Genomic DNA, 25,630 nt, shown 5'->3' with positions numbered 1-25,630 from the left:
AACGCATACCGCCGGCGGCATCAGCAGGGCAAAATTAGGCCGTCTTTTCCGCCGTTTCCGCTTTATCTTCGTGCCCAAACGGCTTCCATCCCGGCGTCTCTACCTTCACCATCCCCGGAAGCACAATCAGCTCCTGCACGACGTGCTCATATTGCCCGGCCGTCGTCTTGAGCGCCATGCGTACGCTTAAGGCATGGCGGAAGCCTTCCTCCGTTTCCTTGACGCGGCTCTCCAGATGCAGCACGGTGACGGAGGCGCCCGCAGCCTTGATCCGGTTCAGCATTGCACCGAGATTCCCGTCCCCGTCCCATAGCTCGACCTCCACCTCGCGCTTGCGCTTCGCCTTCGCCAGCGCCGCCTTCTCCACCTTGTTCAACAGGAACAGGCTGACGATAACCGCAGCCGTCGAGACGGTAGCCCCGTAGTAGAAGCCGGCGCCGGCCGCAAGACCGATGGCCGCCACGACCCAGAGCGAAGCCGCGGTCGTCAGCCCCGACACGGTCGACCCCGTGCGCAGAATCGTGCCGGCCCCGAGGAAGCCGATGCCGCTGATCACCTGGGCGGCCAGACGGGCCGGATCCAGCCTCACGTTCGCTTCGACCGCAAAGTCGGAAAAACCGTAGCTCGACAGCAGCACAATCAAAGCCGAGCCCATGCAGACCAGAATATGCGTGCGAAATCCGGCCGAATGCCCGCCGATTTCCCGCTCCAGGCCGATCAGACCGCCCAGCACCAGCGCCGTTATAATGCGAAGCGTCAGCTCCGCATAACCGATATGCCACACATCCGGGGTCAACGACAGTTCCATGGGGACCTCCCCTTACCGTCCAAGCGGAACGGCGATCCGTTTCTTCTCGTGCACGTAGATGATTTCTTTGTACCCGATCCGGGCCAGTAAATCCATCGCCTCGTCCAACTGCGTCCCAATGTCGTCCGGAAAATGAGAATCGGAGCTCAACGTAACCGGGACGCCGTGTTTATGCAAAATATCCAGAAAAGCCGGACTCGGGCAAGCTTCCTTGACCGGGTACCGGTAAGCAAGCCCGGTATTGATCTCGGTCGCCACATCCGCCTGCTTGAGCGCACGGGCCACGTCTTCGTACATCGGCAGCAGAAGCTTCTCCTCCGGCCGGTAATTGAACACCTTCAGATTGTCCAGGTGCGCGATAATGTCGAACAAGCCGCTGGAAGCCGCCATTTTCACGTAGTCGAACAATTGCCGATATAGTGCGAGCAGGTCTTTTTCCTTGAACAGCTCCTGCGTTTCCGGGTTGTCGAACCCCCAGCCTTCCAGAAAATGGACCGACCCGATCACATAATCCAGCTCGTACCGTGACAGCTGCTCGCCGAGCTCCGCCTCACCGCCCGGGAAAAAGTCCGCCTCGACCCCGAGCGATACGGGCACGCCCGCAGCCTTCGCCCGGCGCACCGCCTGAAGATACGGCTCGATGGAGCATACGCAGACACGGTCCAGCCAGTACCGCTGCAGCCGGCCAAGCGGCGTATCGTCCACGATCATGTGCCGTTCGTAATACGGCCGGAACTCGGTAAACCGGTACAGATGATCCACCATTCCGAACCGCTCGATCCCGCGCTGCCGCCCTTGTTCGAAATAAAAGGCGAGCCATTCGTCACTGAAGCAGCCTGCCGCAAGCCGCTGTTGAAGCAGCTCTCCCAGCCTGTTCATCCATTCGAGCGAATGCGGCCGGTCGCCCAGACGCCCAGTCTCCCGATGCACGTTCTCCAGCGCACGCGCCGTGCGCTGCAGCCAACCGGTCGAGTACGGCCCCTCCTCCAGGTGAAAATGAAAATCCAGCTTCATCCAGCTTCCTCCTCGCTCCGTCGATTGAAAAAACTCCGACGAAAAAGTCAACCTAAGCTTTGCACCATTGGGTAAATCGTTTGTTGATTTTTGCTTACATCATTTTATTCTTGTGGTTTCTTGTTGATTATTGTAGTCCTTTCTGCATCATCCGTCAATCTCAAAATGAATCGGGCGATGACAATCCCCTTTGGCAGGACGAGCATTTATGGCTTTGGAAAAACTTTTCAAATCCTTGTATACTGAAGTCATAAGGAAGCTTTCTGGCAAAGCCGAATAGACGGTTAACGGGCTTTATCATCATGATTATCAATAAACCGCTTCCCTTTATCTTTTATACCCTTAACCTTTCACATCGTTTAGATCACACACCCAAAGGAGCGATCCCCTTGCTAATCGATATCAAATCCAGATTGGACGAACCCGAAATCGCGGAGCTTCTCGAATATTCCATTTTTCCGGACCCGGTTCGGCTGGAGCAAACCTTAATCGACTACAAGCGCAGCGAAGAGCTTGAATTGTACGGCTACGAAACGGACGGGAAGCTGATCGGCCTCGTCGGCTTCCGGATCGGTCCCGGGCGCGTGATGGAGCTGCGGCACATTGCGGTCCAACCGGACTATCGGGGACAAGGCTATGGCCGCGGCCAAATTTTGGAGCTGATCCATCTCAAAAACCCCGCTGAAATCGTCGCGGAAACGGATGAGGATACGGTCGATTTTTACCGGAACATCGGGTTCGAGATTGTCAGCCTGGGTGAAAAATATCCGGGTGCGGAGCGGTTTCGCTGCACCTATGAGGTTGAGCCGGAGGAGGAACGGGAAGGATGAGCGCAGCCGTTGAAATCGTCGAAATTCGGGCATACGAGCCGGAATCGTTGGAGCAGCTGGCCGGACTGCTGATCGATGCCGTGGAGAGCGGCGCTTCGGTCGGCTTTTTGCCCCCGTTAAGCAAGGACGAAGCCGTGAATTATTGGAAAAGCGCGCTGGAGCCGGGCGTCGTCCTGTGGGCGGCCAAGCTTGATCAGACGATTGTCGGCACCGTACAGCTCCAGCTCGCGCAAAAAAAGAATGCGGCCCACCGGGCGGAAATCGCCAAGCTGATGGTCCATACCCGCAGCCGCAGGAACGGCATTGCCCGCGCTCTGATGCTGGCCGCCGAAGAGCGTGCGCGCGCCGAAAGCCGGACGCTGCTTGTGCTCGATACGCGCGCAGGCGATCCGTCCAACCTGCTGTACCGGTCGCTCGGATATGTGGAGGCGGGACGCATTCCCCGCTACGCCCGCTCTGCGGACGGCAGCTTGAGCGACACCGTATTTTATTACAAGGAGGTCGGGCTATAGCGCCATGAAGCATCTCCTGCTTCTTCTGGCATGGCTGCTGGCCATCCAGCCTGTCGCGACGCCGGAGGCAGCCACGAAGCCCGCGCAAGCCAACCAAGCAGCGCCGGATCCGTTCTCGTCTAAGGTCTCCTTACTAACCCATGCGTTCGAAAAGCTGATGGCCCTGGAGCCGAGTCTGGATTCCGATATGGAATTTATTTCGCTGGATTGGCAGATGACGGACTGGAAGCTGTCCGAGGACGAACGGAACGAACTTATCGGTCATTTTCATACGAAGTACGGCGTGGAAATCCTTTTCGACTCCTACCCTCAATTAAGAGAGAAAAACAAGCTGGACCCGAAAACAAACAGCCTCTACGGCGTCCTGCTCAATATCGAGAAGCTGGAAATTCATTCGCCGGACAGCGTAACGGTCACCGGCGGGAAATATCACTCTCCGTTAGGAGCTGCGGGAATGACCGCCACTTGGCAGAAAACGAAGGATGGCTGGGAAATCGTTAAAATTACAGATAATTGGATCAGCTAGGAGGCTTCGGATGAACAAAACAACCGTATATTTGGTCCGGCACGGCCAGACGGAATGGAACGTGGAGCACCGGTTTCAGGGACATCAGGATTCTCCGCTGACGGAGCTCGGCGTGAAGCAGGCCCGTTGGCTGGGCGAAGCGCTGCTTGAGCAGCCGCTCGATTGGATCTACAGCAGCTCCAGCCCCCGGGCAGTCAAGACCGCCGAGCTGATCCGCGGCAGCCGCCCGATTGCTATTACGGAATGCGACGAAATGAAGGAAATCAATCTCGGCGAATGGGAAGGACAGATCGTTACCGAAATTGCGGAGCGTTACCCCGAAGCTTACGAGCACTTCTGGCGTCAGCCGGACCGCTTCCGCGCAGCTCAGGCGGAGACGTTCGCGGAGGTGGAGCGGCGCGCCCTCGGCAAGCTCCGGCACATTGTGCGCGACCATGCCGGGCAGACCGTGCTGATCGTGACTCATACGGTCGTAGTCAAATTGCTGATGGCCGCTTTCGAGCCAAGGCCGATCGAGCAGCTATGGGAGCTTCCGTACATTCATCCGGCCTGCCTGTGTAAGATCGAGTTTACTGAGGACGGCAAGCCGGACATCAAGCTGCACGGCGACATCAGTCATTATCAGGAACCGCTTCTGCCCGCGGAGGGATAAAATAACGCGGCCCTGCCGCATAATCCGGGAGGTCTGGGAATGAGCATCGTACAAGTAACCTCAGATAATATCGCTCGGGAGCACATCTGCTGCGCCATGTCGGACAAGAAAGCCCAGCGGGGCGTCCGTCTGAAGAAGGAGTGGCTGGCGTGCCGTTTTCAAGAAGGACTTGTCTTTAAAAAGCTGGACGCCAAAGGCAAAGTGTTCATCGAGTACTTGCCTGCCGAGAATGCTTGGGTACCCATCGATGCGCCGGACTATACGTTCATCAACTGCTTCTGGGTGTCCGGCAGCTTTAAGGGGCAAGGCTATGGAGCGCAGCTTCTGCAGGAATGCATCCGGGACTCAGAGGGCAAAGCGGGTATCGTTGCGGTATCGAGCCACAAGAAGCGGCCTTACCTCTCGGAGAAGTCTTACTACGTGAAACACGGTTTCGAGGTGTGCGATACCGCCCCTCCCTATTTCGAGCTGCTCGTCAAGCGGTTCGATCCGGACGCTCCGCTTCCCCGCTTTAAAGAGAGCGCCAGGCAGCAGGGCGTTGCGGATGGCGACGGGCTGGTCGTGCTGTACACGGACCAATGCCCTTTTACCGATCATTATACCGGTGAAGAGCTCGACGCCATTGAACGGGCATACGGAATCCCGGTGAAGCGCGTGAAGCTCACGACCAAGGAGCAGGCGCAAAACGCCCCGTCCGCCTTCACGACGTACAGCGCATTTTATAATGGAAAGTTTGTCACGCACGAGATTTTGACGAAAGCCAAATTCGATAAGCTGTGGAACACGCTCGGGGAGCCGCGGGGCTAGAAGCGGGGCGGTTTTATCCGGGGCGATGCGGCAAGTCCGGCACCTGCGGGAGCCGCCCGTTCCAAAGCCGGATTTGCCGAAGGAGAGAGTAAGCGTGAACATTGTATTTTGCAGCGATCCTCTGGATCCGAACATGGCGGATGCCGACTACGAGCTTGAGTACCGCACGGCCGCAGGGCTGGGGCTCCCCGTCGAGCTGATCTCGCTCGAAGACTTGCTGGACGGGCAGGCGGCACGCGCAGTCCGCAGAGTCCGGGAAGCGGACACGGCAGAGCCTGCGGTTTACCGCGGATGGATGATGAAGCCTGCGCATTACGAGCAGCTGTATACGGCCTTGCAGCAAAAAAACATCCATCTGATCAACACGCCGGAACAGTACGTGCTCTGCCACCATTTTCCACATAGCTATGACTTCATTAAGGAGCATACCCCCGAGAGCCGTTGGCTGGACATTGCTGCGGTCCACTCGGACATCAACCGCGTCCATGAAATGCTGGCTTCGTTCGGCAGCCGGCCGCTTCTGCTGAAGGATTACGTCAAATCGCGAAAGCACGAATGGGAGGAAGCCTGCTATATTCCCAATGCATCCGACCGGCAGCAGGTGGAAAAGGTGCTGCGGACCTTCATCGAGCGGCAGGGCGACGGGCTGAACGGCGGCATCGTGTTCCGCGATTACGTCGAGCTCGAACAACTGGGGGTGCACGGAAAAAGCGGTATGCCTCTATCGAAGGAATACCGTCTTTTCTTCTACCGGCACCGGCTGATCGCGGCGCACAATTATTGGGAGGAAGCAGCCTACGACGGGGAACGGCCGGACCTAAGCGTGTTTATTGCGATCGCGCAGCGGATTCGCAGCAGCTTTTTCACCATGGACATTGCGAAGACCACCGCGGGCGAATGGCTGATCATCGAGGTCGGCGACGGCCAAGTATCCGGTCTTCAGGATATGACGGATGTCGAGGCTTTTTACCGGTCGTTTCTGGACTGAGAGGTCAGATAAACGGCAGGGCGAAGTTCAAGACGAATAAAGCGGCGATCACGGCGAACACCGGGGAAATGTCCCGCCTTTTGCCCGCCGCAAGCTTCAGGATCGGAAAGGCGACGAAGCCGAGCCCCATGCCGTCCACGATGCTGGAGGTGAGCGGAATCCCGGCGACGATTAGAAAAGCCGGCAGCCATTCGGACAAATCGTCGAACGGAATATCCTTCACGCCTTGGAGCATCAGCCCGCCGATCACAATCAGCACCGGCGCGATGGCTGAATCGGGAATCAGCCGCATGAAGGGTCCGAGCGGCACCGCGCAGGCGAAGAGCGCTCCGGCCGTTACGGCCGTTAAGCCGGTCCGGCCGCCGGAAGAGATGCCTGCGGCGCTCTCTACCGCCGTGACCGTCGGGCTTGTGCCCAGAACGCCGGAAGCGGCCACGGAGACGGCTCCCGCCTGAAGGCTTCGGGCTGCCTTCTCCGGCTGCCCGATGAGCCGAAGCTGGGCGTCGATAAGCCCGATGTTCTCGAACAGCACGACGAGCGCGAACGAGAACACCGCGGTCCAGAACACGACGGACGGCAGCCCGGAGAAGGACATCGCCCCGAACACGGAGCCGTAAGCCGCCAGTGAAAATCCCGTTCCTGCGCCGTCCCAATCAAGCTGTCCGGTCATGGCCGCCAAGCCGGTTCCGGCCGCGATCCCGATCAGCAGGTTTCCCGGGACGCCGCGTACATACAAAGCCAAGGTCACGGCCAGCGTGGCAAGGGTCAGCAGCGTGTGCGCATTGCCGAAATCGCCGAGTGCTACGATCGACGAACTGCCGGGGACGACGATGCCTCCTTTTTGCAGTCCGATGAATGCCAAAAATAAGCCGACGCCCGCACCGATCGCATGCTTGAGCGAGTCGGGGATCGTGGCGGCAAGCCGCTTGACCAAAGGCGTAAAGGCAAGCGCCGAGACGATCAAGCCGGATACGAAAACAGCCGCCAGCGCCTCCGGCCAAGGCAGCCGCATCCCTTGGACAATAGTGTACGAGAACAGCGCGTTAATGCCCATTCCCGGCACGATCACCAGCGGACTGTTCGCCCAGAAACCGACGAGCCACGACCCGATGCATGCCGCAAGCGCCGTCGCGATCACCCCTGCCTCGTACGGAATGCCTGCATCCGCCAGGATCGATGCGTTGACGGCCACAATATAAACAGCGGTAACAAACGAAACGACGCCCGCGGTCATTTCCGTACGGACGGTCGTACCGTGCTGCTGTAGAAGAAATCTTTTGGTTAGCATGCGGCATCCCTCCCGAGCGACAACGCGCGCCCTTTGTCCATAGTTCCACAGCTTCAATGCATTTGGTAAGACATGTCTACGCAACCAGGAATGGAAACTCTTGCTTTATTGTTAACCTGTTCGTCGTAATCTTATGACAGATCTTTTTTGCGGGAGGCGGGGAGGATAGATCCTGCAGAGCCTACGGACTATTTGGCATGATATCGAAAAATATTCCAAGAACATCTATCCCGAGAAAACGGCTGAACTATCCCATATCGTTCACCATATCCCTACAGAGGACCTGGCGATAACTAAAAAGATGTATGAGAGCGCTATCCCCCAATTTACTCGTTTAAAGGAAGCTTGGAGTCAAGAAAAGGACATCAAACCGTTTTATTCGCGGTTATTCCGGCTCTTGGAAGAGCTGCTGTTATTCAATAAAGATTGGGAAGAGTGCTGCGAGTTATGTCAAGGGGCTATGTATTATTATGTTGAAAAAAACAGGCACATTGTACTGAAACAATGTCGCAGCTGCGGAAATGTTTACGATGCGGACAAGAACGAAAGACTGCCGGTTTATCATGCTTACGAGCTGCGAATCGCCCTTAGAAGCAATCTCTCGCACATAGTCGGACCCGATGAATGGATTTAAGCAACAAACTGGAACTTCTTGTTAAAACGAACCGTCTGTATTAGAAGCCACTACTTTTATTTTTCGGGAGGTCATGTCATTGAATTATACTTCGTTTTATGTCGACCTTGCTCAGCAATATGCGCAGCAGCAGCCAATCTCGCAGCAGGTTGGCATTTTGGCGGGCGGCTCTGTGGGACGCGGCGAAGCAGATCGGTTCAGTGACTTAGACTTAAATGTCTATACGTCGAACCAAGAACAGCCGCATTACAGCGCCAATGTGCTATTTCAGGAGCACGTCATTCAGCTTCATGTCCACCCGCTGCCGCAGATGGAGCAAATTATCGGTTCCCCGTGGGATTTCCGCTTTCTGGAGGAAGCCCGCATCGTTTCGGACCCTTCGGGACTGCTGCAAGCTTTGATCGCCGATGCTTCGGCATATTTTCAATCGCCGCAAGGCCGGGATAAGATGTTGTCCCAGGCCAAGGCCGCAATAGCGGAACATCAGGCTTGGCTTCAGGAATGTCTGGACGCTGAAGAACCGTTGACGGCCAGCTTCGCTGCCGATGCCGTTTGGGCGGATGCGGCACAAGCCTACGCCTATTTTGTCCATGGCGCGATGTCGACCGGAGGATTGCTGCCGATCATGAGACAGCTGGACTTGTACCCGGCCTATCGGGAGATTCGGTTCGGTGCAGGCAATATCGAGCCCGACAAACTGCTTGCGTCACTTCAGGCGTACCGCGCTTACTTGCGCGAGCGGAGCAGCGATGCGGATGCCTTTGCGCTGCAATCCGTTCAAGACGAGCTCGCGGCCCGCAAAGCGGCGCGTTACCGTGAAACGGGCGACCCGGATAATCTCGCTTGGCAGCTTTATGCCGAAGCTTTCTGGTGCTATCTTGCCGCGACGGATGGCCGGACGTTCGAACAGCATGTCCGGGAGCTGCCGGAAGCGATGCAGGCGCATCTTATCACGCTCGGCTTCCGCACGTATTCTAAGGAGCAGATGCACACCTTGCTGAAACAAGCGGAGCACTTGATCGCTCTTTGCGAAGAAGGCCGGGTGCGGTAACGATACCATGCGGAGAAAAAAGAGAGGCCCCCGCAATCTATGGACCGCCGCCGCATTCCTCTTGTATACGTCCTGCATGCTGTACATGATGTTTGTCGGATTCGGACGGTCCGTTCATGCGGACGAGCTCCGTTACAACCTGCATCCTTTTCGCACGATCGGCCATTATTTTATTTACTTTGACTCCTTTAACTTTTCCATTGTGTTCATCAATCTGGGCGGAAATATCGGAATGTTCGTTCCTTTCGGAATGCTGCTGCCGCTCTTGTTCCGGGGCTGTCGCACGTTTCCTGGCTTTTCGCTCGGCTTCGTCGTTCCGCTGGTCGTTGTCGAGCTGCTGCAGACGGTGCTGCGTGTCGGTACCGGCGATATCGACGACATCATTCTTAACTACGCGGGCGCTTCTCTCGGATATGTGCTGTACAGGGTTGTCTTCGGCAGGAAGCGCCACAAAGGCTCGTCCGGTATTTCTATGATGTGAAAGCAATCCTTATGTCTGAACGTTATCCGTCGTGGTATAATAATGAGGCAGGGAAATGGAGTTGAGAGAATGACCGACAGACTCGATCCTAAAGTCGATTTCGTTTTCAAACGCATTTTTGGCGTCGAAGAAAATAAAGACGTTTTGTTAGATTTTTTGAATGTAACCCTGAGAGAAAGCGAGCCTTCTCCGATCACGGACATTCAGATCCTCAACCCGTATATTGATAAAAATGCGCTGCATGACAAGCAATCGATTCTTGATCTGCATGCCCGCACGGCGGACGGAAAGCAAGTGAACATCGAAATTCAACTGTTCAACCGCTACGATATTGAGAAACGGACGTTGTATTACTGGAGCAAAATGTATTCCAGCCAGCTTGAAGAAGGGCAAAAATATAAAGATTTGAAAAAGACGATCACCATCAATATCTTAAATTTTAACTTTATCCCGAATGATCGTTACTATAATCTTTTTCATTTGCGGGAACACCATACCGGGTTGCGGCTTACCGATGATATCGAGATCCATTTTATGGAGCTGCCCAAGCTGCAGACGCAAAGAGCCAGCTTATCGGATAAGCTGGTGAAATGGCTGTTGTTCCTGAAAGGCGTAGAAAAACAAGAACTATGGGAGGTCATCGCCATGAACGAACCGACATTGCAAAAAGCGATGGATACGCTGGAGTTTCTGAGCCAGAACGAAGAAGCCCGGCGGTTGTATGAAATGCGGCAAAAAGCGCTGCACGACGAAGCGTCCATGATCGATGGAGCCAAAGAAGAAGGAAAGCGGCAAGGAAAACGGGAAAAAGAAATTGAAGTTGCCAAAAACTTGCTGGAAATGGGCATGGACGTGGCCCAAATCGCCAAAGCGACGGGCTTGCCCGAAAGCGAAGTCAAAAAATTGAAAGAGCAGCTTCACTAATTGCCTTTGCTACAATTTCATCTGTCGTTCAGGAAAACACGTCCAAAAGGACGTGTTTTTTCTTGATCCCCGCTGCCTCCCAAAGCCCGTTTAATCTTCATCCTCCGCGTCCTCTTCCCTCTCGACTTCGAACGTTTCCATCCAATATTTCGCCCGAAACGCCACCATTTCGTTCGGCGAATCTACTAATGGCGAAATAAACCCTTCCGCGTCCTCGTCGTTCCATACAATCGTTTCAAAATATTTCTCGATCACCGCATAGCACCAAGACGGATTCATCGGTTCTATACGTTGTTTCAGCCCCGGTATGGCTAACTCCGTCATCTCTTCAGGCATATATTCGATGGCATCCAATGCCCAATAATGGGGAGCGTTGGCATCCTCTTCGTCCAAGATTTGCAGCAAATACTCGATATAAGCGGGATTCGGATGATTCAGCACCGACCCGATCCAATAGTGAGCATGCACCCATGCTTTTGTGACAAGATTTTCCGAAATGTAGGCAATGGTTTCTTCCTGAACTTCCGCTGGGTCCAATTCGCCCACTCGATCTCCCAGCTCGTAACGCAGCTTATCCGCCTCGTTGTAATCTGCAGAATGCTCCATTTTATCAGTATAAATCTTGATAAGTGTTGCTAGCCGACCCGCTTTCTCCATAAACTTCTCTCCATCTCTTGATCGTGTTGTACAAAAGGGTCCTGTCAAGCGTTCATGCTTGCCCGTTTCGCGGGTATTGGAACGGCTGCTCGACGGATAGCGGCGAGGCAGCTTTCACGAACAGCCCTTTGCTAAGATCCATTATCCCTCAAGCTAAGCTGGAAAGAAAAGGGGAACTTTCGTTAAAAGGAAGCGATACCCGCTTGGCCTTCGCCGCGGTTCATGGCCGTCTCCCCCGTACGGGTCAGCTCCAGAATGCCGTACGGCTTCAGGACGTGCAGGAACGCGTTGTTTTTGTCCGTATCTCCGACGACCTGAACGACGACCGAGTTCGTGCCGATGTCAATGACCGAGCACCGGAACGTCTCGACGATGCCGAAAATTTCCGGCCGGGTGGCAGGCTCCACACGCAGCTTCACTAACATCAGCTCCCGCGAAACCATCGGATAGCGGCTGACATGGACGACGCCGATCACATCGATGAGCTTATCCAATTGGCGGCCGATCTGCTCCAGCGTCGTGTCGCTCCCCTTCAGCGTAATGACGACCCGCGACAGCCCTTCCTCTTCGGCCGTGCCGACGGAGATGCTGTCGATGTTGTAGCCACGGCGCCCAAACAGCCCGCAAATGCGCTGCAGCACCCCGGGATGATTGTTGACGAGGATGGAAAGCGTGTGCTTTTGCATGCCCTACTCCGCCTCCAATATCATATCGCTTAATGTCTGCCCTTGCGGAATCATCGGAAACGCCAGCTCGTCCTTGGACACTTGAAAATCAATCAGCACCGGCCCCGGCGTATCCAGCGCTTCCTGCCACGCCTGTTCCGCCTCCCGCTTGTCGGTTGCCCGGAGCCCTTTGACCCCGTAAGCTTCGGCTAATTTGACGAAATCCGGGCTCCCCGACAGATCGATATGGCTGTACCGGCCGTCGTAGATCAGCTCCTGCCACTGCTTGATCATGCCCAGTGTCCGGTTGTTAATGACGACAATCTTCACGGGAATTTGATGAATGGCGCAAATCGCCAGCTCCTGCGCGCACATCTGCATGCCCCCGTCCCCGTTGACCGAAACGACCAACCGGCCGGGATGCCCCACCTGCGCCCCGATGGCTGACGGAAAGCCAAAGCCCATCGTGCCCAAGCCGCCGGAGGTGAGCAGGGAACGGGGATGCTTGAATTTGTAAAATTGCGCCGTCCACATCTGATGCTGCCCGACATCCGTCGTCACGATCGCTTCGCCGTCCGTCGTTCGCGAGATCATCTCCAGAACGTACTGCGGCTTCAGCTCCGTCTCGGAATCCCGATAGGTCAACGGGTAGTCCGCTTTCCACCGCTTCACTTGCTCCAGCCACGCTCCTTCCTTCGGCCGGAGGCCCGAGGACAAGGCGTTCGCGGCTTGCAGAACCTGCCTGGCGTCGCCGGTAATGGGCAGCGCGGTCGGCACCAATTTGCCGATCTCCGCGGCGTCGATATCGATGTGCGCGATCGTGGCCTGAGGCGCGAAGCCGTCAAGACGCATCGTGACGCGGTCGTCGAACCGCGCGCCGACCGAGAGCAGGAAGTCGCAGTGAAGCAGCGCCTGATTCGCCGCATACGTTCCGTGCATACCCGGCATGCCGAGCCACAGCTCATGCCCGCTTGGAAAAGCGCCCAGCCCGAGCAGCGTCGTCGTCACCGGGACGTTCAACCGGCCGGCGAACACCGTCAGCTCCTCCGCTGCGTCCGCCTGCACCGCCCCGCCCCCGGCGAGAATCAGCGGCCGCTCCGCCGCTTCGATCGCCAGCAGCAGCTCCTGCACCTCGCTTGCTTGGACCTCGGGTACCGGACGATATCCCCGCACGGACACCGTCTCCGGGTAGCGGAAAGCGGTAACGGCCGCCGAAACGTCCTTCGGAATGTCCACCAGCACGGGACCTTTGCGGCCCGTTCCGGCGATGTGGAACGCTTCCCGAAGAACGGAAGCCAGCTCCTCCACCTTGCGGACGAAATAGCTGTGCTTCGTAATCGGCTGGGTGATGCCGACGATGTCGGCTTCCTGAAAGGCGTCCGTGCCGATCAGCGAAGTCGCCACATTGCCGGTGATCACGACCAGCGGGATCGAATCCATATGCGCCGTCGCGATGCCCGTAACCAGATTGGTCGCTCCCGGTCCCGACGTCGCCAGGCAAACCCCGATTTTGCCGGTTGCCCGGGCGTATCCGTCGGCGGCGTGGATGGCCCCCTGCTCGTGCCGGGTCAGAATATGGCGGAAATGCGGATTCCCGTGCATCGCGTCATAAATGTACAGCACCGCGCCCCCGGGGTAGCCGAACACGCACTCCACCCCTTCAAGCAGCAAAGTGCGCAGCAAAATCTCCGAGCCGCTGACCCGGTCCGAGGCAAGCAGCTTGGCGCGAAGCGCCTCCCGTTCGGCGGGATCCCCCTTTCCGCTGTAACATTCCGGGCCTTCCCCGGCTCCAAAGCCGCTCAAGCGGCGCGCTTCCGTATCCAATCTGTTCATCGTCCTGCCTCCGTCTCGTGAGATTACCGTTACTTTATCACGGGGTCGTAGAAGCAGGTACTACCCATTGGTTGACACTAATAGTATACTTTGTGATAAAAATACGGACGGCAGGTGAAGACGCGTTGGACACGAAACGAACGGAGCAGGCTTCTGCTTTTCAAACGATAGGGGAACGGCTGGAGCGCTGGCACGCGGACGATTTTGTCGGCAGGGCGTTCGAGCTTGGGGTGTTCGAGCAATACGTGACGCAGCTGACAAGCCGTCAGGAACGGATCATTAACGTCTACGGCACCGGAGGGATGGGCAAAACACAGCTGCTGGAGCGGTTCCGGCGAAGCGCGGCGGACCATGGGGCTTGTTATTTGGGGATCGATATGCGGGATTATTTGAACAATCCGGCCGCCGTCTGCGGACACCTTCTGCTTGAGCTGGGAGCGTCGTTTAACCCGGAGGAGCCCGCGCTGGCGGAGCAGTGCTTGGATAGCATCCGGCAAAAGGCGGAGGAGACGCGCATCGTGCTTGGCATCGATCACTACGAGGAGGCGGGCAGTCTCGACCGGTGGTTTCGCGAGACGTTCATTCCGAAGCTTCATTCGAATATTCTTCTCGTGATCGCAGGGCGGTTTCCATTGGCGGGGTCTTGGCAGCTGTCTTCCGCTTGGCAGAAGCTGATCGTGCCGCTTCCCTTGTCCGAACTCAGCTATGAAGAAACGCAAGCTTGGCTGCTGCAAAACGGCATCGGCAACGAAAAGCTTCGGGAAGCGGTGTGGATGCGGACGTTCGGGCACCCGCTCTCGCTGTCGCTTCTCGGCCCGATAGCCCGCGAAAGCAGAAGCCCCGTCGGCTTCCTCCCTCTAAATGCGGGAGACCCGCTGGAAGACCTTCTGCGCCAGTGGCTGCGGGAAGCGCCGGACGACGAGCTCCGCAGGCTGATCCTGACCGCCGCCGTCCCGCGGACGTTTAACCAGGAGCTGCTCTCGCTGCTGGAGGAACGGGACATTCCCTATTCGCTGTTCGACCGGCTGATCCGTCTGTCGTTCGTACGGCGCTGCACCGGCGGCTGGCAAATGCACGATTTGGTCCGGGAAACGACCCGGCGCACCTTCCGGGAACGGATGCCGCAAACCTTCGGGCAGTACGGCAAAAAACTGGTCGAAACGTATTATTCGCGGATTGTCCAAGCTATTGCCGTCAAGCAGGACGTGTCGTGGGAGATCGCCGAGATGATTCCCCATACGGACAATCCGGTGCTGCGGGCGCATTTTCGCCATGCCCCGGGGTCGGGGAACTATCTGGAAACGATTGATGCGCACAACCTGAACGATGCGGAAAATTATATCGACCGGCGCAAACGGGAAGCCCGCAGCTGGAGAATCGCCTGCTCAGACCCGGAATCGGACACGGTGTTCCGCTTCACGATGACGGCAGAGCAGACGCTGTACCGTCTGACGGGGCTCGATCTGCCCCGGATGCTGCAGCTTGGCTGCGAGCTGCGCCTGCTCCGCAGTCCCGAGGGCCGCGTCGCCGGCTTGACGGCCGCCGTGCCGATTCACGAGCGTACGCTCGATTTTCTCGCGCAGTCGCCGATATCCGGCGCGTATTTCGCCAGCTTGCCGCCGGGCGAACGGGCACGGTACCGCACGCCGCCGGAGCAAGCGGACGCCACCTTTCTGTATACAATCGATGTGGAAAATCTGGAAAAAGAAGAGCTGCGTTCGGACATTATCCACCTGCTGTTCGAATCCATGATGGCCGGCCAGGTGCTGCTTACCTCCCCGCCCCCGCTCGAATACTTCGAGCTGGCTTACCGCAGCCTCGGCTTCGAGACGGTCCCCGGCGCAGAGCACCGCGGCTACGACGGCAAGACCCCGACACCTACGTACCGGGTGGACACGCGTAAGGAGAAGCTGCCTGCGTTTCTGGACAGACTGATCCGCAGCGCAGGGAAAACCAATCCATCTCCGCCCGGGCCGGCGGGAGGGGAAGCCTTCGACTTCACGCCCAGAGAGCGCGAAGTCGCCGACCTGCTCGTGCGCGGCGATACGAACGCGCAAATCGCAGCCGCTCTGTACATCAGCGAGGTCGCCGTGAAGAAGCACGTCAATGCGATGCTGCAAAAGACCGGACTCAAAAACCGGACGCAATTGGCCGCGAAAATATGGGACAGCCGCAACGGGTAGCCTTTGGGGACAGCCCCTTCCGAATCACGGCCATTCCCGCTTGCGGTGCCAGTCCTGCCTGCTACGGAAAGCCGGACGTTTCGTACAGCAGAAGCCGCTACCGCTTCAGCACTTCATGCAGCTCCCGGTATTCCTGCGGGCTGATCCCCTCCATTTCCTTGAACACGCGGCTGAAATGCTTCGTATTCTCGAACCCGGTCATCCCGCTGATCTCGTACACTTTGAGTCCGGTCGTGACAAGCAGCTCCTTGGCTTTGTCAATGCGCAGCTTTTTCAAATAGCTTACAAAGCTCTCGCCGGTATATTCCTTAAAGGCTTGGCTGAAATAGGAATAGTTCAAGGACACATGATTGGAAACGACGGCCATGTTCAAATCTTTATGGAAATTATCCCGGATATACTGCACGGCCTGCTTCATTTCTTTGTGATCGATATAGAACGTCTTCATGCTGCGCACATAGTCGTCCAGCCGATGCAGCAGCCCCTCCACGCTGTGGTAATAATCATGAAAATAATAAAAATTCCAAAGGTCTCCGACCTTCTTAAACAACCGGAGAATCTCGACCGATTCGCCCCCGTAAAGGTGAAACACTCTGTCAAAAACCAGCTCGTTGAATGCGCGGCTGACGCCTTCCAAATACGCAATATCGTATCGCGCTACCGTCCGGATATCGAGAATTTCCATGAGCAGCGACGTCATTTCCTTTTCCCTGCCGGCTCCCAGCATATTGGCCAGCTTTCTGATCTTGTCCGCAGGGATCGTAAAGTCCTTGCTCTTCCCGGCGATGCGCTCGTAGGAGACGACCCCCGGCGCAGATTGAAGAAACGTATATTTCAGCGCCTGCTCCGCTTCTTGATGAGCCGCCCGTAAGCGTGTCACGCCTTGGGTATAGCCGCTCACTCCCATGCTGAAGGCGAAATAACCCGTTTCCGCGATGCGTCCGGCCAAAAACTGAAAGAGCTCGCGGCCCCGGGCGATCAGCACAAGCTGATTCTCCTTATCCCATACGTGCGCACGCTGTTGTCCGGCCGGCTCGGGAGCGTTTTCAAGCTCGGCTTGGATGCGCCCCAGAAATTCGGACGGCCCCATCCCTTGGACGGAACCGCGATATTGCAGCACCCCAAGCTGAAAGCCCTCCTCCAGCCACTCCAGACCGCATCCCTTCAGCCGCTCCGGCAGCCCCGGCTCCTCCGGATGCGGATGGCGCAGCAAATAGCTTAGCTGACTTTCCCGGTAGGCTTCCTGCTGCCGCATCGAGCTTGTCAATTGTTCGTCGATGCGTTCCCTCTGCTTCAGCTCTTTCTCCAGCTTCAGCATCGTACGGGCCAGCTCGTCACGGACGATCGGCTTGAGCAAATATTCCGACACATCGCAGCGGATCGCTTCTTTCGCGTATTGAAAGTCATCGTGGCCGCTCAAAATCACGACGGCCGGCCTCCGCTCCAGCTCCTGAATCCGCTGAATCAGCGCAATCCCGTCCATCACCGGCATCCGGATGTCGGTAATCACGACGTCCATGGGCACCCGGTTCAAGAGCTCCATCGCCTCCGTTCCCTCTTCGGCAAAATCGAACGTATAAGCGTCCGGGAACAAGCGGTCGATCATCGCTCTCAGACCGAGCCTGATATTTTTCTCATCGTCAACGATAAGCACTTTTCTCATCCGCAGACAACCCTCCCGATAAGATCAAATAGGGCAGCTTTATCGTCACCCGGGTGTAAGCTCCCTCCTCGCTATCCACGGTCAGTCCGTACTCGCTGCCGTAGTGCATGGCGATCCTTTGCATCACATTGCGCAAGCCGATCCCTCTGCCCTCCTGCTCCCCGGATCGCCCGTGTCCATATTGAGCCTGGAATCGAATGTCGTCCATAACCAGCTTCTCGCGCAGCTCGGCCAGCTTCTCCTCCGGCATGCCGGCCCCATTGTCCGTCACCTCAATGCACGTCGATTCCTCCTCTCTCCAAGCGCGAATCCGAATCGACATCCCCTCCCGCCGCGTGCGTTCCGTCCGCATGCCGTGCTTCACCGCATTTTCCACAAGGGGCTGCAGCGACATCTTCAGCATCTCCTGCTCCCGGTATCCTTCGGGAATATCAAGCTGCAGGTCGAGCTTATCGTCATAGCGCATATTCATAATGGCGACGTAATTGCGGATGTGCTGCAGTTCATCCCGAAGCGGCACGTACTCGCTCGACCACTTCAGGCTGTAGCGCATCAGCGACCCGAGAGAGGTCAATGCGTCCGAGATAGTGTACTGCGCCTCCACTTCGGCCAGCATCTTCAGATTCTCCAGCGTATTGTAGAGAAAATGGGCGTCGATCTGATTTTTAAGAGCATGCAGCTCCGCCTCCTTCGTCGCCGCTTGTTTATTCACCGCTTCCACGATCAGCTCGTTCATTTTCTTCATCATCTGCCGGAAATGATGCGCAAGCTCGCCTACCTCGCCGCCCCCATTGATATCGATCTGCACATTCAGATCCCCCCGGCGCACCTTTTTCATCGAATCGCGTAAAATGTGCAGCTTTTTCAAGATCAGCGACTGCAAAAAATAAGTGATCACGGACAACAGCGCGATGAGGACGACCGCTGCGGCAATGAAGAGATTGCGCGTATGCCGAATTTGCGTCACTTGCGTTTCCAAAGATACGACATTGAGCAGGTAGGCGTCCATCTGGTCGATCGGCGTCGTCAGACACAAATACGGCGTATCCCCGACCGTGAACGTAAAGCTGGCCCCCTCCTCATGAGGACGCTCCGCCCAATCGCGCCGAAGCCGCTCCAAGTCGATGTCCTTGAAAAAAGCGCTGCCCTTATCGGTGAATATTCGTCCCGAACGGTCGATAACCAGCATGCGGGATTGATCGTCTTGAAGGGGACTGAACACCTTTTGAAAAAACTTATCGATTTTCATGTCCACCTCAAGAATGCCGACATGCTTGTCGCTCGGGTAATAAATTTCTTTCAGCAGCGAAACATAGGTTGACGCAGCCCGGTTGTCCGCCGTGGCCCGGTTCATGATGTCTTTTTCGTCCTCCAAAATCTCCCATCGGAATTCGCCTCGCTGCTCCAGCACGCTTCGGTACCAAGGCCTTGCGGAAATCCGGCTTTCATGGAAAATCATCGGCCAGATTTCCATCGTATTCGGATTATCCGTAAACAGGCGGACATTCGCAATGTTAGGGTTATTAAACATGAGCCTTTGCAGATTGGAGAACGATTTCGCATTGAAATCGACGAGCTCGGGAACCTCCAGATCGTCCGGGCTTTGCATATAATTCATGAGCTCTTTGTCCGCCGTGTAGAACTGTGCCGTGCGCAGCATAATTTCCATATTATTCAAAATATACGCCTTCTCGCTGAACAGCGCATATTGATTTTTTTTGAGCGTGTCTTGAATCGTATTATGATAAAAGCCGTTAAATATATACCATGAAAACAAAATGATAGGGATCAAAATTATGAAAATATAGGCCCCGATCAGCTTGAACTGTATCGAAATGCGGTCCGTCAGTCGAGCAAGCCTCATGCTCCGCATGTGTTTCATCTCCGTACCCAGTCTTTATCAACGTGTTCCTTTATTGTAATACGGAAAGTAGAAAAAAGCCCGGAGCCCCCGGAAGCCGGGCCCGCGGGCCGAACCGCTTGAATTACTTGGCAAATTGCGCAATCTTTTGGCTGTTGGCCTCGAATTCTTTTTGCTGGTACGCTCTCACCTTCTCCCATCCGGCGGCCTGCCGATCCTTCTGGAACTTGTCGAAGAGCTGATCGAATTCCGCATCGGACTTGGCAAGCAGCAGCTTCGGCAGCGCCTTGCCCCAGAGCTGGGCAATCTTCGTGTTGGCGATCCCTTCGACCGAATTGCCCGTCGGCACGATGTTATCGTATTGCGAGAAGCTTTTCGTCTTGCCCCGGGTCCACGCTTCCGGCTGCTTGATCGGATCGACGCTGGGCGGTGCCCATTTGAGGCTCATGTTCGTATCCATCAGCATCCAGAACGTATGGGAAGCACCGTACTTCTTGTCGAAAGCGGAACGGTCTTTGTTCAGCAGGTCGAGCACTTCGGGCTTGAACTGGTCTTTTCCGTCAATGGTATCGTAGCTGACGCCCTTCTCGCCCAAGAACAAATCCTTGTTCCCTTCTTCGCTGATCAGGTAACTGAGGAACTTGACCGCTCTCGCCTTGTCTTTCACATCCTTGGAGATCAGCGTCACCGTCCAGCCGGCAATGCCCGGACCGGCCAACGTCGGCGGGTCCTGCTTCGCGTTGGCCGGCCCGTCGACGGCAATGTAGGCCGTGTTCGGGTCTTTCTGATACAGCGAAATATTTTGATTGGCCATATCGGAGCGTTGAAACAGCATGGCGAAGTATCGGCCCTGGGCGATCTTCTCTTCCATCTGCGGACGCTTGTCGATGAAAATGTCTTTGGCCAGCAAGCCGAGCTCGTTGGCTTGACGGAACGTCTTCAGCCACTTCACCAATTCAGGGTCGGTGTACCGGTCATAGAGTTTACCGTCTTTTTCGTAAGGAATGGCCAGAAAGTTCGCCAGCATGGAGGAATTCTGGTTCGCATCGAACAGCGAGTAGTTGCCGGTATCTCCAAACTCGTGCAGTCCCAGCGGAATGAGCGGCTGACCGTTTACGCTCGGGAATTTCTCTTTGGCCGCCTGCAGCGCCTTCAGAAACCCTTCCGGCGTTCTCATATCCGGCTTGCCGAGAGCTTCGTACATATCTTTGCGGACCAGAAAGGTCTGGTTGGAAACGAAATTCTCCCCGTATTTTATGTAATCCTGAGGGGAAGAGGACGCATTCGGATACCCGTAGAAATGGCCGTCCTTCTGCGTATACCAAGTGGTCTTGGCCGGGTCCGCCACTTTGAAGAAGTACGGGTCGTATTGCTTCGCCAATTCGTCCAAAGGCAGAACCATGCCCCCTTCGATCATTTTCTTGACCGCGTCCTCGTACCACCCCAGCGTAATGAAATCGGGCAGCTTGCCGGAAGCGATCATCGTATTCAGCTTTTCGTTTTCGTTGCCGGCCGGAACGATAAAGTTGATGTTCACGCCTGTTTTCTTCGTCACGTATTGGGAGGTCGGATCGACACCCCACTTGTTCGGAAACCAGGAGAAGTTCAAATACCAGTCGAACGTAATCGGCTTCGTATCAGACTTCCAGCCCGGCTCGTCGGGATTTCCGGCTGGAGCCGCCGGGTCTGTCGAAGCGGTTTTCGCCTCTTTGGCCGGTTCGTTGCCGCGATCTGCGGAACATGCGCTCACGGATACGGCCGTGACCAAGGCAAGCAGCATAGCGAGCGTTTTGCGCGTTTTACTCATTCCCATCTGCGTTTTCCCCTTTTCTGTATCGTCATAGTGATATGGAATCAGCCCTTGATCGAGCCGATCATGAAGCCTTTCACAAAATACTTCTGTAAAAACGGATATATGATCACGATCGGCAAGGACGTAATGACCATCGTCGCCAGCTTGATCGACTGGGAGGACACGGACTTCGCGATATTGCCGGAGGTGGCGGCCATCATCTGATTGGAGCTGGATTGGGCCACGACTCTGTAAAGATACGTCTGGATCGGTTGAAGCTCGCTTTGATTGATGTAGATCATTCCCGTAAAGTAATCGTTCCACTGGTACACGCCGTGGAAAAGCGCAATCGTCGCAACGACGGGCATCGAGACCGGGAGAATGACCGAGCGGAAAATTTTGAAATCGTTCGCCCCGTCCAGCTTCGCCGCCTCCTCCAGCCCGTCGGGAATCTCCCGGAAGAACGCCTGGAAGACGATCAGATCAAAGAAGCTGAACATGGCCGGAATAATGTAAACCCAGAAGCTGTCGAGCAGCCCCAAATCCCGAATGAGCAGGTACGAGGGAATGAGCCCGCCGCTAAAAAACAACGTGACCGTGCCCAGCATCATATAGGCTCGGCGCCCGATCAGCTCTTTACGCGAGAACGCATACGCTACCATGGCGGTGAAAAGCACGTGAACGACCGTCCCGACGACCGTCTTGGCGACGGTCACGCCCATCGCCAGCATGATGCCGTCGTTGGCGAATACGGCCAGATAGCTGTCGAAGCTGAACACGCGGGGCCACCAATAAATGCCGCCCCGCATCGCGTCGTTGCCGTCGTTTAAGGAATTCACGAGCACATACCAGATCGGGTACAGCGTGACGAAGCAGATCACGAGCATGAAGACATCGTTCAGCCGGTCAAAGATCACCTCCCGCGGCGTTCTGCGGTTCATGGAAACCATTCTGCGATCCTCTCCTTTCCTAGAATAAGGACGTGTTGTTCAATCGCTTCGTGATATAGTTTGCCGAGAGCAGAAGAGCGAGCGAAATGAACGATTTGAGCAAGCCTACGGCCGTTGCATAGGAGAAGCGGCTTTGCTTCAGCCCGACCTGATACACGTACACGTCGACGACGTTGCTGGCGCTCTCGTTCAATTGGTTTTTGAGCACGAGAATCTGGTCGAAGTTCGAATTCAAAATGCCGCTGACGGCAAGAATGAACAGAATGGTAATCGTGCCTTTGATCGCCGGGAGCGTCACGTAAATCATTTTCTGGAACCGGCCTGCCCCGTCCATCGTCGCCGCTTCGTACATTTCCGGAGAAACGCCGGAGATGGCGGCTAAATAAATGATAGCGGACCAGCCCAGCTCCTTCCATATGTCCGAGGTGACGATAATGGTCCAGAAATACCCGGGCTCCGCCAAATAGCTGATCGGCTCCTCGATCAGGTTCATGGCCAGGAGCAGCCGGTTGACGATCCCGACGTCGGCCAGCCAGGTCGCCAAGATGCCTCCCAGAATGACCCAAGATAGAAAATGGGGCAAATAAGAGATCGTTTGTACCGCCTTCTTGTAGCGTACGGATCGCAGCTCGTTCAGGAAGAGGGCGAAGACGATCGGCAGGGGGAATCCGAAGAGCAGCTTGAGCACGCTCATCCCGATCGTATTTTTGACCACATCGGCCAAGCTGTCGTCTTCCAGAAAAGCTTGGAAATGCTCCAGCCCCACCCAGGGCGCTTCGGAAATCGGCGCCGTGATATTGAAATCCTTGAAGGCAATGACAATGCCGTACATGGGGACATAGTGGAAAACGACGATCCATAGGACGCCAAGCAGCGCCATGACTTGCAGATGACGCTGCCCATAGAGCCTGCGAAGCAGCTTAGATGCCGAACGGCTCAAGGCTTCCGGCTCCTGCCGCCGCATCGGCATATCTGTGTTGGGATTCAAATCGACTGCACCTCCGGCCCGCACTTTCGTAATGTAAGCATTTTCATCACTTTCATTGTAGAGGTCCGCCGCTTCCGGCGTAAGGAGGAAAATTTCAGCTGCGGTTGCTTTTTTTCGGGTTTCGCTCGTTTTGGGACAAGCAAGTCAAATTCTTCATAATTTCTTAACGTAATCATTCATTCCGCTTTACACAACTTCCCTATAATCGAGTTGTCCAATTCTAGTGGAGGTGCTTATTTATAATGAAAAAGGCTTTTAAAGTCTTAACCAGCCTCGCGGTCACCGGCAGCCTGCTCGCAACCGGCACAGGATTCGTCTCCGAGCCCGTACCGGCGGCTTATGCGGCGGAAACCGCGCAAGCTCCATCCGTCTACATTGCACCTATCGACCGAGCGAAATTTTTGGCCGGAAGCCTCTTCGACTTCCGTGTGGAATTAAATCACCTGACGGCGCTGCCGTCCTCCGTCAGCATTACGGTGAACGGGCAGGACGCCGAGCAATTTTTCGGCAAGCCTTTTGTGAAAACGAGCACGGACAAAAGCCAGGAGTTTACGATCCGCGACGTCAAAATCGGCAATCCCGGTACGTATGAGGTAGCCGTCAAAGCCGACAACGGCCTGGCGAAAACCGTGAAATACGAAGTCGTGCTCGCCGACCAAGGCGGCAAAAAAGCGAAAAACGTCATCCTGTTCGTCGGGGACGGCATGGCTTTTCCGGATGTGACGATGTCCCGCATCATGTCCAAAGGGATCACCGAGGGCAAATACAACGGCCTGCTCGAAATGGATAAGTTCGACCAGCGCGCCGTTGTGACGACCTCCGGCATGGATGCGCTCGTGACGGACTCCGCCAACAGCGCCAGCGCGTACAATACCGGGCACAAGTCGGCCGTGAACGGCCTGGGCATCTACCCGGACAATACGGAAAGCTCGCTCGACGATCCGAAGGTTGAGACGCTGGCGGAAATGCTGAAGCGCACCCGCGGCATGTCGGTCGGCGTCGTCTCGACGTCCGAGATCGAAGATGCGACGCCTGCCGCCGTCGTCTCCCATACGCGCCGCCGTTCGGACAAGGCGGACATCGCCGAAATGCTGTATAAGCTGCAGCCGGAAGTGATTTTGGGCGGCGGATCGGCTTACTTCCTCCCGAAATCGACGCCGGGCTCCAAGCGGAAGGACGAGAAAAACCTGTTCGACATGTTCCAGCAAAAAGGCTACACCATCGCGGAGAACGCCACCCAGCTCAAAGCGGCGAATGCGCCCGATAAGCTGCTCGGCCTGTTCCACACGGCGGACATGAGCGTCTACTACGACCGCTCGACGAACAACAAAGCGGAGCTGAAATCGTTCACGGATCAGCCGAACCTGTGGGACATGACGCAAAAAGCGCTGGATGTGCTCAGCAAAAACGATAAAGGCTTCTTCCTGATGGTCGAAGGCGCAAGCATCGACAAGCAATTGCACCCGCTGGATTGGGAGCGCGCGGCTTACGATACGATCGAGATGGACAAAGCGATCGGCGTAGCCAAACGGTTCGCCGAGCAGAACGGCGAGACGATGATCGTCGTCACCGCGGACCACTCGCACTCCGTCAGCGTCGCGGGAACGTACTGGGAAGGCGACGGCAAATCCGGCCGCGAAGCGTTCCGCACGTATGAGGATTCCAAATTCCCGACGTATGTCGACGGCAACGGCGACGGATTCCCGGATCATCCGGACGTAGACCGCAAGCTCGCTGTCGTGTTCGGCTCCTACCCGGATTACTACGAAGATTACAAATTCGACCCGGTGCCGACTTCCCCGTCGGTGAAAAACAAAGAAGGACGCTATGTCGCCAACCCGGCGAAGCTGGCGAATCCCGACGATCCGAACCGCGACCGTTTCCTCCGGCCGGGAACCGTTAGCCCGACGACCGAAAGCGTGGGCGTGCATACGGCCGATGACGTGCCGCTGATGGCATACGGCCCGGGGTCGCAATATTTCAAAGGCACGATGGATAACACCGATGTGTTCTTCGGCATGGCCAACGCGCTTGGCCTGAACGTATCCGATGCGAAATCGGACGGCAAAAACTGGGTTCCGCTGGCCAGCTTCGTGAATATGATGGGCGGTACGGTGAAATTCAACGCGTCGGCAAGAGAAGTTACGATCCAAATCAACGACAGCACGATTGTTTTGAATCTGGGCAGCGGCAAAGCGACGAAGAACGGCAAAGATGTCACGCTGGAGCATAAATTCGAGAACGGCACGACGTTCGTGTCCGGCAGCTCGATCTTGGAAGTGCTCGCGAAGTAAGCAAGGCGCGCGAGATCAAACGATACGCGGAAATTACGGAGTGAATGGAGGCGTTACCCATGCGGCTTGAACCAAGAGGCATGACCGCCTTAGCCGTCGGCCTGATCGCCGTTGCGCTCCTCGTTCCCGGCTGCAATCAACCGGTTCCCCTGTCTTCCGGGGGGCCGGTTGATTCTTCCGTTTCGGCGGCAGCGTCCGCCCCGGCGGCGGAGACTTCGGCTGGCGGGGC

The 25,630-nt window shown here is 56.2% G+C and carries 22 protein-coding genes; 11 read left to right on the top strand and 11 right to left on the bottom strand.

Annotated features, from left to right (window positions below; genetic code table 11):
• Nucleotides 1-34: 34 nt before the first annotated feature.
• A complete protein-coding gene (locus PEH01S_RS00110; protein ID WP_127483517.1) occupies nt 35-808 on the bottom strand; it encodes an MgtC/SapB family protein in 774 nt (257 codons plus the stop codon).
• Nucleotides 809-820: 12 nt separating this feature from the next.
• Entirely contained in the window at nt 821-1,822 is a 1,002-nt protein-coding gene (locus PEH01S_RS00105; protein ID WP_127483516.1) for a PHP domain-containing protein, read from the bottom strand.
• A gap of 389 nt (nt 1,823-2,211) precedes the next feature.
• On the opposite strand from PEH01S_RS00105, the gene PEH01S_RS00100 reads away from it, so the two are divergent.
• The 6 genes from PEH01S_RS00100 (at nt 2,212) to PEH01S_RS00075 (ending at nt 6,137) form a co-directional block, all read left to right on the top strand.
• Complete coding sequence (locus PEH01S_RS00100; RefSeq protein WP_127483515.1) at nt 2,212-2,652, top strand: GNAT family N-acetyltransferase; 441 nt, start codon at nt 2,212-2,214, stop codon at nt 2,650-2,652.
• Nucleotides 2,649-3,164, top strand: coding sequence for a GNAT family N-acetyltransferase (locus PEH01S_RS00095; protein ID WP_025850913.1), 516 nt, complete (start codon nt 2,649-2,651; stop codon nt 3,162-3,164). The genes PEH01S_RS00100 and PEH01S_RS00095 overlap by 4 nt, the downstream gene beginning before the upstream one ends.
• 4 nt (nt 3,165-3,168) lie before the next feature.
• The gene (locus tag PEH01S_RS00090; RefSeq protein WP_127483514.1) at nt 3,169-3,690 is read left to right on the top strand and encodes a hypothetical protein; all 522 of its coding nucleotides are present in this window, start codon (nt 3,169-3,171) and stop codon (nt 3,688-3,690) included.
• A 10-nt stretch (nt 3,691-3,700) separates the two neighbouring features.
• On the top strand, nt 3,701-4,342 hold the full coding sequence (locus tag PEH01S_RS00085; RefSeq protein WP_127483513.1) for a histidine phosphatase family protein: 642 nt from the start codon (nt 3,701-3,703) through the stop codon (nt 4,340-4,342).
• Between the two features lie 96 nt (nt 4,343-4,438).
• Nucleotides 4,439-5,149, top strand: coding sequence for a GNAT family N-acetyltransferase (locus tag PEH01S_RS00080; protein ID WP_218032690.1), 711 nt, complete (start codon nt 4,439-4,441; stop codon nt 5,147-5,149).
• Nucleotides 5,150-5,243: 94 nt separating this feature from the next.
• Entirely contained in the window at nt 5,244-6,137 is an 894-nt protein-coding gene (locus tag PEH01S_RS00075; RefSeq protein WP_127483511.1) for an ATP-grasp domain-containing protein, read from the top strand.
• Nucleotides 6,138-6,141: 4 nt separating this feature from the next.
• Here PEH01S_RS00075 and PEH01S_RS00070 read toward each other — a convergent pair whose 3' ends face one another.
• A complete protein-coding gene (locus PEH01S_RS00070) occupies nt 6,142-7,425 on the bottom strand; it encodes an NCS2 family permease (RefSeq protein ID WP_025850918.1) in 1,284 nt (427 codons plus the stop codon).
• A 713-nt stretch (nt 7,426-8,138) separates the two neighbouring features.
• Between PEH01S_RS00070 and PEH01S_RS00065 the strand changes: the two genes are divergently transcribed.
• The 3 genes from PEH01S_RS00065 (at nt 8,139) to PEH01S_RS00055 (ending at nt 10,515) form a co-directional block, all read left to right on the top strand.
• On the top strand, nt 8,139-9,110 hold the full coding sequence (locus PEH01S_RS00065) for a nucleotidyltransferase domain-containing protein (protein WP_164827586.1): 972 nt from the start codon (nt 8,139-8,141) through the stop codon (nt 9,108-9,110).
• A 7-nt stretch (nt 9,111-9,117) separates the two neighbouring features.
• Nucleotides 9,118-9,591 carry a VanZ family protein gene (locus PEH01S_RS00060; RefSeq protein ID WP_127483509.1) on the top strand — a complete coding sequence of 158 codons (474 nt, stop codon included), beginning with the start codon at nt 9,118-9,120 and terminating at the stop codon, nt 9,589-9,591.
• 69 nt (nt 9,592-9,660) lie between these two features.
• The gene (locus tag PEH01S_RS00055; protein WP_025850922.1) at nt 9,661-10,515 is read left to right on the top strand and encodes an Rpn family recombination-promoting nuclease/putative transposase; all 855 of its coding nucleotides are present in this window, start codon (nt 9,661-9,663) and stop codon (nt 10,513-10,515) included.
• 90 nt (nt 10,516-10,605) lie between these two features.
• On the opposite strand, the gene PEH01S_RS00050 is transcribed toward PEH01S_RS00055, so the two are convergent.
• The 3 genes from PEH01S_RS00050 to ilvB all read right to left on the bottom strand — a co-directional run bounded on the left by PEH01S_RS00050 (nt 10,606) and on the right by ilvB (nt 13,670).
• Complete coding sequence (locus PEH01S_RS00050; RefSeq protein WP_246062743.1) at nt 10,606-11,121, bottom strand: hypothetical protein; 516 nt, start codon at nt 11,119-11,121, stop codon at nt 10,606-10,608.
• Nucleotides 11,122-11,354: 233 nt separating this feature from the next.
• The gene (gene ilvN / locus PEH01S_RS00045) at nt 11,355-11,858 is read right to left on the bottom strand and encodes an acetolactate synthase small subunit (protein ID WP_127483507.1); all 504 of its coding nucleotides are present in this window, start codon (nt 11,856-11,858) and stop codon (nt 11,355-11,357) included.
• A 3-nt stretch (nt 11,859-11,861) separates the two neighbouring features.
• Nucleotides 11,862-13,670 carry a biosynthetic-type acetolactate synthase large subunit gene (ilvB, locus tag PEH01S_RS00040; protein WP_218032689.1) on the bottom strand — a complete coding sequence of 603 codons (1,809 nt, stop codon included), beginning with the start codon at nt 13,668-13,670 and terminating at the stop codon, nt 11,862-11,864.
• A 125-nt stretch (nt 13,671-13,795) separates the two neighbouring features.
• Between ilvB and PEH01S_RS00035 the strand changes: the two genes are divergently transcribed.
• Entirely contained in the window at nt 13,796-15,853 is a 2,058-nt protein-coding gene (locus PEH01S_RS00035; protein WP_127483506.1) for a LuxR C-terminal-related transcriptional regulator, read from the top strand.
• Between the two features lie 97 nt (nt 15,854-15,950).
• On the opposite strand, the gene PEH01S_RS00030 is transcribed toward PEH01S_RS00035, so the two are convergent.
• From PEH01S_RS00030 to PEH01S_RS00010, 5 genes are all read right to left on the bottom strand, one after another.
• Nucleotides 15,951-17,516 (bottom strand): response regulator, encoded by a 1,566-nt coding sequence (locus tag PEH01S_RS00030; RefSeq protein WP_127483505.1) that lies wholly within the window; start codon nt 17,514-17,516, stop codon nt 15,951-15,953.
• Entirely contained in the window at nt 17,494-19,389 is a 1,896-nt protein-coding gene (locus PEH01S_RS00025; protein ID WP_246062742.1) for a cache domain-containing sensor histidine kinase, read from the bottom strand. The genes PEH01S_RS00030 and PEH01S_RS00025 overlap by 23 nt, the downstream gene beginning before the upstream one ends.
• A 112-nt stretch (nt 19,390-19,501) precedes the next feature.
• Nucleotides 19,502-21,184, bottom strand: coding sequence for a type 2 periplasmic-binding domain-containing protein (locus tag PEH01S_RS00020; RefSeq protein WP_127483640.1), 1,683 nt, complete (start codon nt 21,182-21,184; stop codon nt 19,502-19,504).
• 47 nt (nt 21,185-21,231) lie between these two features.
• The gene (locus PEH01S_RS00015; RefSeq protein WP_025849083.1) at nt 21,232-22,119 is read right to left on the bottom strand and encodes a carbohydrate ABC transporter permease; all 888 of its coding nucleotides are present in this window, start codon (nt 22,117-22,119) and stop codon (nt 21,232-21,234) included.
• A 19-nt stretch (nt 22,120-22,138) separates the two neighbouring features.
• On the bottom strand, nt 22,139-23,089 hold the full coding sequence (locus PEH01S_RS00010) for an ABC transporter permease (RefSeq protein ID WP_036713624.1): 951 nt from the start codon (nt 23,087-23,089) through the stop codon (nt 22,139-22,141).
• 260 nt (nt 23,090-23,349) lie between these two features.
• Between PEH01S_RS00010 and PEH01S_RS00005 the strand changes: the two genes are divergently transcribed.
• Nucleotides 23,350-25,401 carry an alkaline phosphatase gene (locus PEH01S_RS00005; RefSeq protein WP_127483503.1) on the top strand — a complete coding sequence of 684 codons (2,052 nt, stop codon included), beginning with the start codon at nt 23,350-23,352 and terminating at the stop codon, nt 25,399-25,401.
• Nucleotides 25,402-25,630: the final 229 nt, after the last annotated feature.

Origin of the sequence: Paenibacillus ehimensis NBRC 15659 (genome assembly GCF_004000785.1) — a bacterium.
Taxonomy (GTDB): Bacteria; Bacillota; Bacilli; order Paenibacillales; family NBRC-103111; genus Paenibacillus_G; species Paenibacillus_G ehimensis.
This window is presented reverse-complemented; position numbering and strand designations above follow the sequence as displayed.

What these genes read in the sequence shown, in the direction of transcription:
- PEH01S_RS00110 (WP_127483517.1), bottom strand. Translation starts at nt 808, where the DNA reads ATGGAACTGTCGTTGACCCCGGATGTGTGGCATATCGGTTATGCGGAG.
- PEH01S_RS00105 (WP_127483516.1), bottom strand. Translation starts at nt 1,822, where the DNA reads ATGAAGCTGGATTTTCATTTTCACCTGGAGGAGGGGCCGTACTCGACC.
- PEH01S_RS00095 (WP_025850913.1), top strand. Translation starts at nt 2,649, where the DNA reads ATGAGCGCAGCCGTTGAAATCGTCGAAATTCGGGCATACGAGCCGGAA.
- PEH01S_RS00090 (WP_127483514.1), top strand. Translation starts at nt 3,169, where the DNA reads ATGAAGCATCTCCTGCTTCTTCTGGCATGGCTGCTGGCCATCCAGCCT.
- PEH01S_RS00085 (WP_127483513.1), top strand. Translation starts at nt 3,701, where the DNA reads ATGAACAAAACAACCGTATATTTGGTCCGGCACGGCCAGACGGAATGG.
- PEH01S_RS00080 (WP_218032690.1), top strand. Translation starts at nt 4,439, where the DNA reads ATGTCGGACAAGAAAGCCCAGCGGGGCGTCCGTCTGAAGAAGGAGTGG.
- PEH01S_RS00070 (WP_025850918.1), bottom strand. Translation starts at nt 7,425, where the DNA reads ATGCTAACCAAAAGATTTCTTCTACAGCAGCACGGTACGACCGTCCGT.
- PEH01S_RS00060 (WP_127483509.1), top strand. Translation starts at nt 9,118, where the DNA reads ATGCGGAGAAAAAAGAGAGGCCCCCGCAATCTATGGACCGCCGCCGCA.
- PEH01S_RS00055 (WP_025850922.1), top strand. Translation starts at nt 9,661, where the DNA reads ATGACCGACAGACTCGATCCTAAAGTCGATTTCGTTTTCAAACGCATT.
- PEH01S_RS00050 (WP_246062743.1), bottom strand. Translation starts at nt 11,121, where the DNA reads ATGGAGCATTCTGCAGATTACAACGAGGCGGATAAGCTGCGTTACGAG.
- ilvN (WP_127483507.1), bottom strand. Translation starts at nt 11,858, where the DNA reads ATGCAAAAGCACACGCTTTCCATCCTCGTCAACAATCATCCCGGGGTG.
- ilvB (WP_218032689.1), bottom strand. Translation starts at nt 13,670, where the DNA reads ATGAACAGATTGGATACGGAAGCGCGCCGCTTGAGCGGCTTTGGAGCC.
- PEH01S_RS00030 (WP_127483505.1), bottom strand. Translation starts at nt 17,516, where the DNA reads ATGAGAAAAGTGCTTATCGTTGACGATGAGAAAAATATCAGGCTCGGT.
- PEH01S_RS00025 (WP_246062742.1), bottom strand. Translation starts at nt 19,389, where the DNA reads ATGCGGAGCATGAGGCTTGCTCGACTGACGGACCGCATTTCGATACAG.
- PEH01S_RS00020 (WP_127483640.1), bottom strand. Translation starts at nt 21,184, where the DNA reads ATGAGTAAAACGCGCAAAACGCTCGCTATGCTGCTTGCCTTGGTCACG.
- PEH01S_RS00015 (WP_025849083.1), bottom strand. Translation starts at nt 22,119, where the DNA reads ATGGTTTCCATGAACCGCAGAACGCCGCGGGAGGTGATCTTTGACCGG.
- PEH01S_RS00010 (WP_036713624.1), bottom strand. Translation starts at nt 23,089, where the DNA reads ATGCCGATGCGGCGGCAGGAGCCGGAAGCCTTGAGCCGTTCGGCATCT.
- PEH01S_RS00005 (WP_127483503.1), top strand. Translation starts at nt 23,350, where the DNA reads ATGAAAAAGGCTTTTAAAGTCTTAACCAGCCTCGCGGTCACCGGCAGC.